The sequence below is a fragment of the Shewanella sp. BF02_Schw genome (assembly GCF_014596695.2).
In the GTDB taxonomy this organism is placed as follows: Bacteria; Pseudomonadota; Gammaproteobacteria; order Enterobacterales; family Shewanellaceae; genus Shewanella.
Genome location: NZ_JABKAW020000004.1, coordinates 138,558 through 153,490 on the forward strand (window position 1 = coordinate 138,558; position 14,933 = coordinate 153,490).

Below are 14,933 nucleotides of genomic sequence, written 5' to 3' on the forward strand. Positions count from 1 at the left end.
AGAATGCTAACCACATTCCGCGGGTATTTTTTTGCCTCAATATGATGAAATTTAGAAACGGGCGTTAATTGCTATGCCAACATTAGTTTCTGAATCACTATTATACTCACCATTATCGAAATAATGTTCTAGTGAAAACTTAGCCGAGAATACATCTGAAAAATGCCAGAAGTAACGTGTATTTAAACCCGTTTCAGTGATGTTGTTGCTGTGGCTACTTTTATTTGAGTCATCAATATTACTGCTGCTGAAATCAGTATTTACATCTGTCCGGTAGTAAGTCGCACCCACTGACCATGCGTTATTGATATACCAATCTGCAAACACTGCAACAGTATAAATGTCATTTTCAAAGTTTATTTTAGAATCTTGCACTATAGTCGGAGTTGAGCCATCAACTTGAGTGAGCATTTCGTTGTTGATATATTGTGGGTTTTGATAACCTACAGCCCCAGTTATAAACACTCCAGCGGTTGATTGTAATGGAATAAAATGTTCGTAAGTTAACGTGATAGCATCAATATTTTGGCTAAAATATGATTCAAATTCATATTCTAGATATGCGCCATTGTTAGATTCTGATTCTGAGTTGGTCGTGTAGTTCAAGGATAACTTTGAGTGTTCGCTAAAAAAATATCCAGCACTAATCTCGTATGTTGTGATGTCAAATACAGCATCATCTGCATTTAACTGGTTGACTCCAGCCCCCAAAAACCATTTTGAGTCAAAAACGTATTCTCCAGCGATGTGATATAAATCTTGGAAGTCAGTGGTGGCATAACGCGCAGAAACAGTTGAGCCTTGATTAAAGAATCCCGCCAATGCGTATGGCTTATCTGCTTGTTCAACCGCTTTAAAGTAATAGCGATAATTGGCGTTAACTAGGCCATCCGCTTCACCTGATGAGTCTAAAAAACCGATTTCTGCTTCGTGGTGATAGGTATTATCTTGGGCTGCATATGCAGGGATTGTGGCCAATGCGAGCATTAATGCCACAGACATCTTTGTTCTAGTCATAGTAATGGTTCTTCCTTGAGGTATTATGGTGTAGAGCGAAGTATATTGAACTCAACTTTACATATTTGCAACAACAGATTTGCAACAAAATAAGACAAAAAATGAGCAGAAGTTATTGTATCCATTGTCAATACCCACAGTCGGCTTGCGTGTGTCATGCGCTCAAACCGGTGACGTCAAATACCGAGGTGGTGGTGATGCAGCATCCATCTGAAGTGGATCATGCTAAGAACACCGTGAGGTTATTGAAACTGGTGATGCCGCAGATGAAAATTTACGTGGGTGAATCTGCCGCGGACTTTATTGAGCTGCAACATTATTTAGCTGCGCAAACGAAGCCGATTTATGTGGTTTATCCAAATGAGCACAGTCAAACTGTAGCCGAGGCTGGAGCGAGTGAGGCTGCGATAATTATTTTAGTCGACGGTACTTGGCGTAAAGCATACCGAATGTTGCAGCTCAATCCGTGGTTACTTAATTACCCGTCATTGCATCTAGAATGTGAAGATGAGTCGCAATATATCATTCGTAAAGCGAAACGTAGCGACAGCTTGTCGACTCTGGAAGCGGTTGCCCACACGTTGATTGCGTTAAATCCCGCTGCTGAAATCGCGCCAATATTTGCAGTGTTTAACGCAATGGTGCAACATAAGTTAACGGCCATGCCTGCTGTGGTTCGTGAGCGTTATAACGGCGATAAAATCAAAGGATAGACAAGATGAAACATCGGCTAATAGGCTCATTTATTTTGCTCGTTACTGCCAGTTCATTGGCGTTTTTTACAGTAGCTGCTGATAAGCCACATAAAACAATGACCTTGGCTGAAAAAGGCGAGCAAGCGCGCCAAGAGTCGGCTGAACTTGAGCAAACGCAATTGCAAAAAGCGCGTGAGGCAGCCAAGGCTACCTCGGAACGTGAGCAAGAAGTATTAGCTAAGTCGCAGCCAAACGATTGGGAAGCGCAGCAGCTCGAAAAAGCCCGTGCTCAATCGGATGAGCGTTTAACCCGTCAGCAAAAGTATTTACAACAGGCGCAAGAGGCCGCTACTCAAACCCGTAAAATCCCTAAAGACACCAGTATAGAGCCAGTTCAATCTGATTAGTCTTGCTGTTGATTGACCCATTCGGTTTATTTTGGAGTTCGCTTTGTCGTCTTGTCCTTTGTGTCACCATGAAACAGTTGCTTTTTCTCAAGATAAAAGTCGTCCCTATGTCCGTTGTCCGCAATGTTTTTTGGTATCGGTTCCTGCAGCATTTCATTTGGATCAAATAGCTGAAAAAGCCCATTATGATTGCCACAATAATGACGTTGCCGATGTGGGTTATCAACAATTTTTATCTCGTACTTTAACGCCATTAATCGCCCGTATTAAACCCGACGCAACAGGGTTAGATTTTGGCTGCGGAGAAGGTGCTGTATTAAGCCAAATGGCTGCAGCGCAAGGTATTAAGGTGGTTAATTATGATTTATTTTACCACCCAGATACTCAAGTACTCTCTCAGCAATATGATTTTGTTTGCTTAACTGAAGTGATAGAGCACATTGCCAATGCGCAGGCGTTGATGACGCAGTTAAGTACATTATTGTTGCCTGGCGGCATATTGGCAGTAATGACCAAACAAGTACCCAGCTTAGATAAGTTTAACAATTGGTACTATAAAATTGACCCAACTCATATCAATTTCTACTCTATAGAAACCTTTCAATGGTTAGCATTACAGCAAGGTTGGCAGCTTGAAATTATCGACAGCGATGTGGTGTTTTTTCACCTTCCAAAGTCGCCAGTTTAGTCGTGAGTGTTGGGTATTAATAAATAGATACAATTGACTTGTTAGCAAAGCGGTAAAAGATTTAACAAAAGCGTCATTTCAAGGTAGTTTTGTTGCACTAATTACTATAATAAATGGAATAAACATGCGCCTGACGTCTGTTGCTTTACTGCTTTCAAGTGTATTTGCCACCAGTGTTTACAGCACGACTACCGTGGCTAGCGTGCCCAATGCTGCAGAACTAACCGCTCAAGTTGAAAGCAAAGTCATTGCATGGCGCCGCGATTTACATCAACACCCTGAATTATCTAATCGCGAATTTCGCACCAGTAAAGTGATTGAGAAACATCTTAAATCTCTCGGACTTGAAGTGCAGACGGGTATTGCTCATACCGGTGTGGTCGCCATACTAAAAGGCGGCAAGCCTGGGCCATTAATTGGTTTACGCGCTGATATGGATGCGCTGCCCGTTACCGAAGTGGTTGATTTACCTTTTGCCTCTAAAGTAACTGACACTTATCGAAATCAAACAGTAGGTGTGATGCACGCGTGCGGTCATGATACCCATGTGGCTATGCTGATGGGCGTGGCTGAAAACCTCGTAAAAGTAAAAGACAGCCTAGCCGGTGATGTAATGTTTATCTTTCAGCCAGCCGAAGAAGGCGCGCCAGAAGGTGAACAAGGCGGTGCGGAGTTAATGCTCAAACAAGGCTTATTTGCCAAGCGCAAGCCTGAGCAAGTGTTTGGTATGCATGTTACTTCAAGCATGCCTACAGGTATGATTGGTCTACGTTCCGGCCCTGCAATGGCGAGTGAAGACTCATTTACGATTAAAGTGATGGGTAAGCAAACCCATGGCTCACGTCCTTGGAGTGGTGTTGATCCTATCGTGGCCTCGGCACAAATTATTAATAGTGTACAAACCATTATTAGTCGTCAGGTGGATATCACCAAAGCACCCGCCGTGGTGAGTTTTGGGGCCATTAATGGTGGTATTCGATCGAATATTATTCCTGATGAAGTAGAGCTTATCGGTACTATTCGTACTTTCGATCAAGATATGCGCGCCGACATTAAAGTTAAATTGGCCGAAGTGGCAGCTAATGCCGCTAAAACAGTTGGCGCCACTGCAGTAACCGTGATCCAACCTGGTTATCCGGTTACGGTTAACAACCCAGAATTAGTCAGTAAAATGCGCCCTGTTATCGCCTCTGTAGTGGGTGACAATATGTTGATTGAGCCAGGACTGATTACCGGTGCGGAAGACTTTTCTTATTACGCATTAGAAACACCTGGGATGTTCTTTTTCTTAGGGGTGACTCCTGCTGACCAAGATATCAATAACGTCGCCAGTAATCACTCTCCGGCATTTTATGTTGATGAAAGTGCCCTAAAGGTTGGCGTACAAACCATGACCCAAATTGCTTTAACCGCATTAAGCGCGGCACAATAGCCCTATTTAAAAACCAATTTTAATAATCCATTTTAAAAAAACCAATTTTAATAAACCATTGGACGATAGCTCAAAAGGAGCGAGATATGACCCGCAAGATAATGGCGTTGCTGATGACGTTAGGTGTACTGAGTGCACCTAATGTGTCAGCGACACAAGCTGAAGATATTAATAGTTTTACCTTAGATAATGGCATGAAGATAATGGTGTTGGAGGATAGTTCTATCCCTAATGCCAATATGTACATTTTTTGGAAAGTGGGTTCGCGCAATGAAGTACCAGGCATTACCGGTATTTCGCATTTTTTTGAACACATGATGTTTAATGGTTCTAAAAAGTTTGGCCCTAAAATGTTTGACCGCACGATGGAAGCGGCTGGTGGCGCCAACAACGCTTATACCAGTGAAGATTTAACGGTATATACCGACTGGTTTCCAGCCAATGGTCTAGAAACTATTTTTGATTTAGAAGCAGACCGCATCGCCAATTTAGACATCAACCCTGAAATGGTTGAGAGTGAGCGCGGTGTGGTGCAGTCAGAGCGTACCACAGGGCTTGAAAACTCTAACTGGCGTACGATTCAAGAAGCGCTTAAAAGTGTCGCCTTTGCGGCGCATCCTTATAGCTGGTCGGTTATTGGTTATGAGTCAGACATTGCAGCTTGGACATTAGCAGACTTACAGCAATACCATAAAACCTACTATGCCCCTAACAATGCGCTAGTGGTGATTACCGGTGATGTGAAGCTAGCCGAAGTGAAAGCCTTGGCTAATCAGTATTTTGCGCCAATTCCGGCCCAAGCCCCACCGAAAGCCGTACGCACGGTTGAACCGCCACAAAATGGCGAACGTCGGGTATTTGTTAAAAAAGAATCGGTAAGCACGCCAAACATTATGTTGGCTTATCATGTACCTGCAACTAGCCATGCAGACTACTATGCATTGGATTTATTAACGTCGATGTTAAGCGAAGGTAATAGCTCGCGCTTTTATAAAGCGCTAGTCGACAAGCAATTAGCTGTCGCTGCCGACACTTACATGCCGATGTCGTTTGACCCTAACTTGTTTTATATCTTGGGTGTAGCGAATGCGGGAGTCAGTGCCGAGACTTTAGAAAAAGCCCTCATCGAGCAGATTGATCTAATTTCCGAGCAAGGTGTGACTCAGCAAGAACTTGAAAAAGTTAAAAATATTAAGTTAATGGACTTTTACCGCACTATGGAAACCATTAATGGTAAAGCCAATACTTTAGGCACATACGAGCTGTATTTTGGCGACTATGCAAAACTGTTTAACGCCCCAGAAGCGTATAACAAGGTCACTCCTGCTGATATTCAGCGTGTGGCGCAAACCTATTTAATTAAAGCGAATCGAACTGTCGGTGTGCTCGCTGCTACTGAGGAGTCAGACAAATGAAAACCGTAACTCACACACGCATTACAATATCATTATCAGCAATCGCATTGGCCTGTAGCTTAGGGATAAGTGGTTGTGCGACGACCCAGAAAACCACTGCCGACTCCGCCAATCCTGTTACCACTAGCTTTGTTATGCCAAGCTACCAATCTGTTACCTTAGACAATGGCTTAAAGGTTAAGCTGATGGTGCAAAAAGAGGTGCCATTAGTGACCATTGATGCCGTAGTGAGAGCGGGTGCAGTCAATGATATGACTTCTGGTATGGCTTACATTACCTCACAAAGTTTAATGTTGGGTGCCGCGGGTCAATTAAAGGCCGACATCGAGCAGCAGTTAGATTTTATCGGCGCCAGCATAGACACCAACGCTGATTTAGAAGGCAGTTATATTCGTGCCAATATGATGAGCAAAGATGTTGATACCGTGCTCGATATTTTTAGCCACGTATTGCGCCAACCAGACTTTGATAGCGCTGAATTTGATAAACTAAAACAGCGCGAAATTGTGGGTTTATCACAGCAAAAAGAGAGTCCTCGAGCAGTGATTGGTCGCTACTTCAATAAGTTAGTCTTTGGTGATCATCCTTATGCCAATCCGGTATCAGGCAATAGTGACACCATTGGTAAACTTTCTGTTGAGGAGTTACGTGCTTTTCATAAAGGCTATTATCAACCAAACAACATGACCATTAACGTGGTGGGCGATTTTGATGTTGCCGACATGACCGCTAAACTGAATAAAGCCTTTGGCGATTGGCAGACCACTGAAACCGTGGTTCAGCCAGATTTAAGCCAACATTTACCAACATTAACCCAACCTCACGTACTGTTGGTCGACAAGCCTGACGCAATTGAAACCACCTTTTTAATTGGTGGCGTGGGGATCCGTTATGACAATCCTGATTATGTTGGGTTAACTGTAGTGAACACCATTTTAGGTGGTCGTTTTACTTCATGGTTAAATGATGAATTACGCGTCAATGCCGGATTAACTTACGGTGCCCGTTCTGGTTTTAGCCCTTATGCTCAATCTGGGGTATTCCAAATCAGTACTTTTACTAAGTCATCGACCACTAAAGAAGCCATTGATTTAGCCTTAAAAACCTATGCTCGTTTATGGGAAAAGGGCATTGATCAAACCACTTTAGATTCTGCCAAAGCTTATGTTAAAGGCCAGTTCCCACCTAAGTATGAGACGAGTGGACAGTTAGCCGGTTTATTGTCAGACATGTATCTGTATGGCTTTAATGATGATTTTATTAATCAATTTCAAGCTAAAGTAGATGGACTTACCCTTGCAGACACTCAACGTTTGATTAAGCAATATTTCCCACAACAAAACCTACAGTTTGTGTTGATTGGCAACGCTGAAAACATTGCTGATATTGCGGCGCAATACGGTGAAGTGACTAAAGTTGATATCACTGCGACGGGTTTTGGTCAGTAGTTATTAGTGGGTTAATGACTTATGCAATTAATGGCTTATTCAGTTAATGACTTATTCAATTAATGACTTAGTCAGCTAATTGCACTGTAGTATCGTATGATGGCTCACATAAGTGGGCCATTTTTATGGCTAGATATCATGGTGTCACTCAGTGATTCAATGAGCTCGCTAAGCCAGAATAGATGCAGGTACAATTGCTTATGTTGAGCTTGTGATCCGTTAAGTGTTAAACGCGATTGCGATAAGAGGATGGTTAATGATACATACATGCCGATTTATATTACTGCTAACGGCGATGTTGTTACTGACACATTCAACGTCATCTTATGCTGCGAAAGTAACCTTAGATACGTTTTGTAGCCAACTAGCGGGTGAGTGGCAGGGCAGTGCAGCCAATCCGAATGTTGCGCCTAAGCAGGTAAGCACTTCGGTGATGTGCTCGGCAGATAAACGTAATTTATACATTAGTGTTAGCCGTGGTAGTCGCTTTTCGAACAGTGAAACTTGGTGGTTTAGGCAACAACAAGATCATATTTTATTGGTGTATGCCAATGGGATTACCGATGATATTTCGCAACAGTTAACGCTTTATGAGCAAGCGGGCAGTTACTCATTTTTAGGCAAGGGGGAAATTAATCAACGTCCGGCCTTAGTACAATTGCAGTTCGATCCCATGATGAGTGATACCAAACCGTCAACAGCAGGATGGCAATGGCAGCAAAGCGCGCACTATTTGGATGACGACAGTGAGCAGTATCAAGTCATTAGAGCCATTAGTCTGCTTAAACCATCGGCAAAGAATACTCTGCCGACAGAATAAAATGAGTGCTTCTTAACACCCACAGTGACTTAGCGATAAAACAAATAAGCGGCAAACAATGCCCAACTCAATAGCAGTAACCCCAGCAACGACCATGTTAAAGGGTTGAATCGACTCTCTGGTTCAATGTAAGACATATCGGAATCGTCATCATTTGAGCTTGTCGCGCTTTTAGATTTTTGCTGCTGTTTACGGGCTTTATCTCGTTCACGAGCCTTAGCCTTCTCACGTTTTTTGTATTCAGCAATCCCCTTTTCAACGCCCGCAGCAATCAGCTTGGTTTGTTCTTTAACTTGCCCAGGTTTTTGGGTTGCTTTAGCAATGGCTAAAGCATCTTGTTGGGTTTCAGGTGATAGCGTCTTTTTCATTACTCAGCGCCTGCAAAACCCAGCTGACGCCATGCTTCATAACTAATAATGGCAACTGAATTGGATAAGTTTAAGCTACGGCTATTGGCGGTCATTGGGATACGTAAGCGCTGCGCAAGTGGCGTCGCATCAATAATATCCATTGGTAACCCACGGGTTTCGGGGCCAAATAATAATACATCATTTTCTTGGAAAGCAATTTGCGTATGAGGACGGCTACCTTTAGTGGTGCAAGCAATAATACGCTTTCCTGCCATGGCCTCTAAAAAAGCGGCATAGTTTTTATGGCGAGTCACACTGGTTAGATCCGAATAATCGAGTCCCGCGCGACGTAATTTCTTTTCTTCGAGATCAAAACCTAACGGCTCAATCAAATGTAACTGCGAGCCATTGTTGGCGCATAGACGAATGATGTTTCCGGTATTTGGAGCGATTTCGGGTTCATAAAGGGCAATATGAAACATAGCAACCTTAGGTACGAAGCATAAAAAGAGTGGCAAATTATACCCTAACCAAGGTTTGACTGCGAGGCGTTATCAATGCTGACGTTATCAAAATGGGCGATACAGCCCTGATGATAATTGCTGGTTGGGCGCTGACACATAGGCAATAACAACCTGATAAAATACTGGCTATTTTATTGATGCCTTCGCGCTATAGTTCGCATATCGAGAAATAAAAATTCCATGCTTATTCCTCAACCAACATAAGAGCTTAGATAATATTGGCGCCACTTTCAGGATCTCGTGATTGTGCCGCTTGTTGACGTATATCATCGGTATCGCTGCTGATGTCATCGCTAGTTTCATTATGGGCATCTTCTAATGACTCTTGGGCTTTGTTGCTGTTGTGCTCAGTGCTCTGTATCGTATTCAGAGGTGTTTCACCTTGCTGATGTCCATTGGTGACTAATTGTATCCCTTGAGGGAAAATACGTTCGCGGGCGTCGTCAGGCAAGCTGATCTGATTCGCTTCATAAGCGCGCACCAGCAAGCGCATTAAAATTGAAGCCACTTTTGGAACACTGTGAGTTTCAGCATTGACCCAAAAATACACTTGTAGATTAATCGTCGATGAACCAAGGTTTTTTATCAGCACCTGCGGCTCGGGATCTGCGAGTACGCCGTGATGATCGGCCATGATCTCCATAGCGATGTCCTGAGCCTTACGGATACTTGCATCATAGCCAATGCCAATGACAAAATTGCCACGCATTCTCGGGTTGGCGGTAAGATTTTTAATCACGTTTTTATAGATAGTGGCATTGGGTATTTGGATATGATTTCCGTCGTAATCGACTAACGTGGTGGCTCTTGCTGTGACTTGCTTTACCACTCCCAAATTCCCTTCGACGGAGATTACATCACCTAATTTGAACGGACGCTGCACACTGAGTAATAAGCTGGAAATAAAGTTTTCGGCGATGTCTTTAAAGGCAAAACCTAAAATCAGCCCAATGACACCAGTGCTGCTAATAATAGCGACCGCAAACTGCGTTAAGCCCGCGAGACGCAAGAATATATACAGCCCTAACAATATGATTAATATGCTGATGCTGCGCTGCATCACTAAACGGATCAATTCACTTTTTGTCACCCAAGCTAAGGGACTAATCAATAAGCGAGCTAAAGGATGTGAAAGCCAAAATAGGAGTAAGAAAATCGATAACCCTAAAGCCAAACGCGGTAAATAGAGTAAGGCTTTGGCCCAAAATTGCTCAGCATCTTGCTTCAGTGGAGCCAAAGATAAGGGCGCAATAGGTTGCAAGTGAATATTATCGACAACCTGAGTTACACCAGGTAAAGCGGCTATAGTTTGCAGTATGCGCTCTTTACTCGCTTGCTCCGTGGCAGAGCCGTTTAGATTGACGACAGAGCCTTGTATTTCAATGTCTATTGCGCTGCTTGGGTCGTTAATCTGTATCAGTTGCTTCACAGTGTTGGGCGAAGGCGCAGCCTGGGCATCAGTAGACACAAAGTTGGTAAGGCAACCAACAGAGACTAAACTCCATAGTAGAATCCATCGACTTAATCTTGGGGATGATCGCTGATTGCAGTGAGAAAAACGGTTTAAAAAAAATCGACAAATCATAAGATTATCCGCAAGGTATTAGCCTGTCATTATTCAATATTAGCAAATAAACTTCAAAGGCACCAAAGGTTGTGAGTGTTATCTGCTAATGTTTTTAGAGTATGCAAAAAGGGCTTTTTTCACTTCTAAAGGCATACTAATAGGTCAATATATGGGGTCGTGTAGTTGCTTAAAAACCGATGCTGATTAAGATCTAGAACAGCAACATTAGAAATAGTGGTCTGGTAATTGCTTTGTATATTATGAAAGTGAATACAAATCAGTTCATACACGCTGGGGTAATTGCTAACCTCAACACATTCAAAATGGAGAATATCATGGATTTATTACGTATTTTAATCGCAATCTTACTACCACCTCTTGGGGTTTTCCTGCAAGTGGGGCTAAGTAAGACCTTATTATTAAATATAATTTTAACCTTGCTAGGCTACATTCCTGGGATAGTGCACGCGGTATGGGTGATTGCTAAGCGCTAGTGGCTGCCAAGATGATTATCCCTAATGGTGAAGCGGCTCAGGCTGCTCACATTTATCGGAAAATGTTGCCAGTTAGGGGTAATTTTTACCTAGTAATGACATGTTTATCAATAATGTGCTTTACGCTGTGTCGTCTATTAAGCTGAGCTAGCTGTTTATTGATACTCGTTTATTCCCTGCGTATGCAGGGGTTATGGACAATGCCATTACTCAGTCCGATTAGAATATAAGTGGTTGAAGTTTATCTTTTTATATCGACTAGCTAACCGGTAAACTGATACTGAGCTTAAGGCCTTCGCGCTTTCCTGTTGGGCCGATAAGGTTTTCTGCCACTATACTGCCTTGGTGTAACGTAATGGCGGCTTGAGTGATTGCCAAGCCCAAACCCCAACCGCCGCTTTGCCTATCTCTGGCAGTGTCGGGGCGATAGAAAGGTTTAAATATAGCTTCGAGTTCTTGTGGCTCTATACCTGGACCGTCGTCTTCCACCGTTATCAATATGTGCTTGCCAACTTGGGCTGCACTAATGGTTATCTGACTATTGGCATAGTAAATCGCATTACGCAGCAGATTTTCTATGGCGCGCGAGAGTGTCTTTGGGTGAAAAGGTAATAGCAGCGCCTCTGGTATATCAATTTGTAATAGTTTTCCTTGCTGCTCGGCTTCAAATTCGGCGTCATCTAACACTTGGCTTAAAGATTCTGCTAATTCGAGTACGACTTTATTTTCATGGCTGGCCAAGCTTACCCGAGATAGAGTGAGCAACTCGCTTATTAGCGCTTCAAGTTGTAGTGCTTCATAGCCGATACGTTCTAGCTCTTCACTTTGCAGCCCTTTTTTACGACCTAACGCTAAGGCTAATTGCAGCCTAGTGAGCGGTGTGCGCAGTTCATGAGATATGTCGCCCATTAATCTTTGCTGATTGTTAATCATGGTTTGTACGGCATCGGCCATGCCGTTGAAAGCCTGTGCCAATTGGCCCATTTCATCGCGACGATTTGCGGTAGCTGCATCAACTCTGCTAGATAAATCACCTCTAGCGAGGGCATTGGCACTGTGTTTTAGCGAACGTAATGGCTTACCCAAATACCATGCGAGTAAACCGCATAATAAGCCTGACAATAATATGGCTAAGCCTGCAGTCAGTAATTTATTGTCGGCAAAGAAAAAGAACCACGGCCGTGGATGATTATCGGGGAAACGACCAAATAATTGATACGGTTTGCTGTTGACTTCAAAAGAATACGGGCCAAAAATAAGCTCATCTCTAAATTGATGGCTGATCGGTTGGTCTGCTTCTTCTGCCATGAGTTGAAAACGTCTAAATCCACGCGATACTCGTTTGGTATTTAATACTTGGCCTTCGCCATCAGTTAAATATAAACGCAATGGGCCGCCATTATGGTTTCTATCACCTTCTTTATTGCGGCTACGGTGCAGACGTTGAAGGTTTTTACCTTCGAGCAATTGAGGTTGCTCTTGTATCCGTTCTGCAACGTTTTTAAGCACTCGCTCAAGGCTGGCAGGTAATGGCGAACGATCATGGTTTTGTTGCAGTAATGGCAATAAAGACACCAGTGCAATAATCAATGAACTGCATAGCCAAAAGCCTAACAATAATTTAAAAAATAGCCCGTTAAATGGATTGTTCTTTAGCATTACGGTATCCAAATATAACCTTTACCGCGCAGGGTTTTGACGCGTGGACGGCCATCTTGGCGCTCTGGTAGTTTCTTGCGTAAGTTAGACAAATGCATATCTAAGCTACGATCAAATGGCATTAACTTTTTGCCTAATACGTTTTCGCTTAATGATTCTTTGGTGACCAGTTCGCCTGACTTTTCGATTAAATGAAATAGCAGTGAAAATTCGGTGCCAGTGAGAATGATTAGTTGCTCATTGCAATAGGTTTCTTGGCGGGTAGGGTCGAGACGTAAATCACCAAACTGCATCATTTCATTGGCTTGGCTATCTTGCTGAGTGGTTTGCGCTCGACGTAATATGGCTCTAATTCGAGCCACTAACTCGCGATCATTAAAGGGTTTTGGCAAATAGTCATCGGCACCAATTTCAAGGCCGACAACCCGGTCAATTTCATCACCGCGAGCGGTTAGCATTAATACCGGTGTTTGCTTGCGTTGGCGTAAAGCACGCAAGACTTCAAAACCATTCAGTTTAGGCAGCATCACGTCAAGAAGGATTAAATCGAAGTCTTGCTGTTGCGCCATCATCAGCCCTTGCTCACCATCATAAGCTTGGGTTAATACAAAGCCTTCCAACTCAAGTAATTGGCTGAGTAGATCGGATAAACCAATATCATCGTCGATCAGTAAAATACGATTCATAACTTTCCTCTGGCACAAAGAAAATCTGTATGTTGAAGCTAACATACAGATTTTTCAATCAATTAAGCTTATCTTATGCCAAGATTAAATCATATCAACATTGCACAGTTTTACATTTATCCTGCTTTATTTTGCACTATGTAGCGTTTAATTCTGGCAATAATAAAGGTCAGTACAATAGACCCCAAAATCAGACCTACAGAAAAGACTGCATTTTGCAGTGAGTTAGGGTTAAACACTAACATGCTGCCTAAACCTAACATCATAATACCTGACATCAGTTTAAGTACTTCGCCTTCTTTTTCGGTCAGTTTGCGTTTACCTAAGGTCATTGAGAATACAATCACAATAGCGGCAAGTGGAATAACGTAAACCACATTGTAAGCGATGAGGTATAAGTAACGTTGCATGGTATCGAGATCTGATAACGACAACACTGAGGTGTAAATCATTGGAAAACCAGCGGTGCAAAGCAGTTCATAAGTGTTAGCTAAAATAGCCAGAATCGTTGAGCCTAAAATCATTGTCGGTAACGAGCTGGCTTTAGATAATTTGCCCATACGCTTAATAAGCGAGCCACGATTTTCAACTGACATTGAAAGGCTGACCTCGCCGCGGCCGTAAAAGTAATCTTTTATATTCACTATGGCTGCAATCAATGCCAATACTCCCGCACAAGTGATAATGATACCGCCATCACCGCCGCCAAGTAGTTGGAATAAGTTAAGCCAGGCGCTCATAAATATAAAGTAGATAAAGCCTGAGAAGAATACAAAAATACCGCCTACCAATAACATACGTTTGCGGCTGCCTGCATTAACCATGATGCTCAGTAAAAACAGCAACACGAAAAATGCGCAAGGATTAAAAGCATCGACACCAGCGAGTACTAAGGTGAGCACTGGCAATGACATTTCTTCAGGGTGCACTGCACCAATGAGTGGAATGTCGACAGGCTGAACAGTTGGTATAGGGGTAATGTCACTGGCTTGGTCAAATGACATGCCACACGAACCTTCGGCTTCTGGGTCGTCACTTGTGTCACTACAGGTTTCAAATAGTGGTGCGCTTACCACTGGCGTAGCGCCTAAGAAATCATCGAGCTTATTACCAATGTCAGCTTTACCACCTTGGCGTTGATAGCAGTTAACTAAGCGCTCTAGGATGTAACGCCCTGTGACATCATGGCTGTTATAGCCAACAACGGCCTCGCCACAAATGGCAAAGTAGGGCACCGATTTAGGTTCAACACCAGTGTGTTGGCCCATTTCCATGAGTTTATCGACATTGCCGGGTTCGCTAATGGCGTAGTCGTGTAATTCTATCCAGTCAAAACGTTCGCCTAAAGCATCAATAAAAGGATGCGCTTCACGACAATGAGGACAGGTTTTAGACCAAAAGAAATGCAGTTTAACCACAGGCTGCTGGTTTTGCTGAGTATACCAAAGTGAGTCGTCTGTTGAGGCCGCGGTACTGGCTATTGAGCTGGGTGCCAATATCAGTACACAAAGAAGTAACAGTAATTGGCCAATCAATCGGTTCATAATGTATTCCATTAAAGCGCTAATAGTTAGATTTTATGCCCTAATATGAATACTGTAAGGATCAAGTCTGAATTACGTTAACTGGCTCGCATTACTGCGATTTTTATCATTCAATATGCCAACTTGATCATGAATTACTGGCGCTAAAGTGCTATGAAAACGTTCTTTACATAGGTTTACTCAGTCT

The 14,933-nt window shown here is 42.9% G+C and carries 15 protein-coding genes; 8 read left to right on the top strand and 7 right to left on the bottom strand.

The window, feature by feature from the left end; genetic code table 11:
• Nucleotides 1-51 precede the first annotated feature (51 nt).
• A complete protein-coding gene (locus HNW13_RS15875; protein WP_192114025.1) occupies nucleotides 52-1,017 on the bottom strand; it encodes a putative porin in 966 nt (321 codons plus the stop codon).
• A 101-nt stretch (nucleotides 1,018-1,118) separates the two neighbouring features.
• On the opposite strand from HNW13_RS15875, the gene HNW13_RS15880 reads away from it, so the two are divergent.
• From HNW13_RS15880 to HNW13_RS15910, 7 genes are all read left to right on the top strand, one after another.
• Nucleotides 1,119-1,730 carry a tRNA-uridine aminocarboxypropyltransferase gene (locus tag HNW13_RS15880; protein WP_192114026.1) on the top strand — a complete coding sequence of 204 codons (612 nt, stop codon included), beginning with the start codon at nucleotides 1,119-1,121 and terminating at the stop codon, nucleotides 1,728-1,730.
• A 5-nt stretch (nucleotides 1,731-1,735) separates the two neighbouring features.
• The gene (locus HNW13_RS15885) at nucleotides 1,736-2,119 is read left to right on the top strand and encodes a hypothetical protein (protein WP_192114027.1); all 384 of its coding nucleotides are present in this window, start codon (nucleotides 1,736-1,738) and stop codon (nucleotides 2,117-2,119) included.
• 43 nt (nucleotides 2,120-2,162) lie between these two features.
• Complete coding sequence (locus HNW13_RS15890) at nucleotides 2,163-2,807, top strand: class I SAM-dependent methyltransferase (RefSeq protein ID WP_192114028.1); 645 nt, start codon at nucleotides 2,163-2,165, stop codon at nucleotides 2,805-2,807.
• Nucleotides 2,808-2,931: 124 nt separating this feature from the next.
• Complete coding sequence (locus HNW13_RS15895; protein ID WP_192114029.1) at nucleotides 2,932-4,239, top strand: amidohydrolase; 1,308 nt, start codon at nucleotides 2,932-2,934, stop codon at nucleotides 4,237-4,239.
• Between the two features lie 86 nt (nucleotides 4,240-4,325).
• A complete protein-coding gene (locus tag HNW13_RS15900) occupies nucleotides 4,326-5,654 on the top strand; it encodes a pitrilysin family protein (protein ID WP_192114030.1) in 1,329 nt (442 codons plus the stop codon).
• Nucleotides 5,651-7,102, top strand: a complete 1,452-nt coding sequence (locus HNW13_RS15905; protein WP_192114031.1) for a pitrilysin family protein — start codon at nucleotides 5,651-5,653, stop codon at nucleotides 7,100-7,102. Before HNW13_RS15900 ends, HNW13_RS15905 begins: the two co-directional genes overlap by 4 nt.
• A gap of 256 nt (nucleotides 7,103-7,358) precedes the next feature.
• Nucleotides 7,359-7,922, top strand: a complete 564-nt coding sequence (locus HNW13_RS15910) for a hypothetical protein (RefSeq protein WP_101084928.1) — start codon at nucleotides 7,359-7,361, stop codon at nucleotides 7,920-7,922.
• A 29-nt stretch (nucleotides 7,923-7,951) separates the two neighbouring features.
• Here HNW13_RS15910 and HNW13_RS15915 read toward each other — a convergent pair whose 3' ends face one another.
• From HNW13_RS15915 to HNW13_RS15925, 3 genes are all read right to left on the bottom strand, one after another.
• Nucleotides 7,952-8,290 carry a DUF2956 domain-containing protein gene (locus HNW13_RS15915; RefSeq protein WP_101084929.1) on the bottom strand — a complete coding sequence of 113 codons (339 nt, stop codon included), beginning with the start codon at nucleotides 8,288-8,290 and terminating at the stop codon, nucleotides 7,952-7,954.
• Entirely contained in the window at nucleotides 8,290-8,754 is a 465-nt protein-coding gene (gene trmL / locus HNW13_RS15920; RefSeq protein WP_059745837.1) for a tRNA (uridine(34)/cytosine(34)/5-carboxymethylaminomethyluridine(34)-2'-O)-methyltransferase TrmL, read from the bottom strand. The genes HNW13_RS15915 and trmL overlap by 1 nt, the downstream gene beginning before the upstream one ends.
• A gap of 250 nt (nucleotides 8,755-9,004) precedes the next feature.
• Nucleotides 9,005-10,381 (bottom strand): mechanosensitive ion channel family protein, encoded by a 1,377-nt coding sequence (locus HNW13_RS15925; RefSeq protein ID WP_192114032.1) that lies wholly within the window; start codon nucleotides 10,379-10,381, stop codon nucleotides 9,005-9,007.
• Between the two features lie 317 nt (nucleotides 10,382-10,698).
• On the opposite strand from HNW13_RS15925, the gene HNW13_RS15930 reads away from it, so the two are divergent.
• On the top strand, nucleotides 10,699-10,857 hold the full coding sequence (locus HNW13_RS15930; RefSeq protein ID WP_011635799.1) for a YqaE/Pmp3 family membrane protein: 159 nt from the start codon (nucleotides 10,699-10,701) through the stop codon (nucleotides 10,855-10,857).
• Between the two features lie 258 nt (nucleotides 10,858-11,115).
• On the opposite strand, the gene HNW13_RS15935 is transcribed toward HNW13_RS15930, so the two are convergent.
• The 3 genes from HNW13_RS15935 to HNW13_RS15945 form a co-directional block, all read right to left on the bottom strand.
• Nucleotides 11,116-12,516 (bottom strand): ATP-binding protein, encoded by a 1,401-nt coding sequence (locus HNW13_RS15935; protein WP_192114033.1) that lies wholly within the window; start codon nucleotides 12,514-12,516, stop codon nucleotides 11,116-11,118.
• Nucleotides 12,516-13,202, bottom strand: coding sequence for a response regulator (locus tag HNW13_RS15940; protein WP_059745835.1), 687 nt, complete (start codon nucleotides 13,200-13,202; stop codon nucleotides 12,516-12,518). Before HNW13_RS15940 ends, HNW13_RS15935 begins: the two co-directional genes overlap by 1 nt.
• Before the next feature lie 116 nt (nucleotides 13,203-13,318).
• On the bottom strand, nucleotides 13,319-14,746 hold the full coding sequence (locus HNW13_RS15945) for a thioredoxin family protein (RefSeq protein WP_243756313.1): 1,428 nt from the start codon (nucleotides 14,744-14,746) through the stop codon (nucleotides 13,319-13,321).
• Between the last annotated feature and the right edge of the window lie 187 nt (nucleotides 14,747-14,933).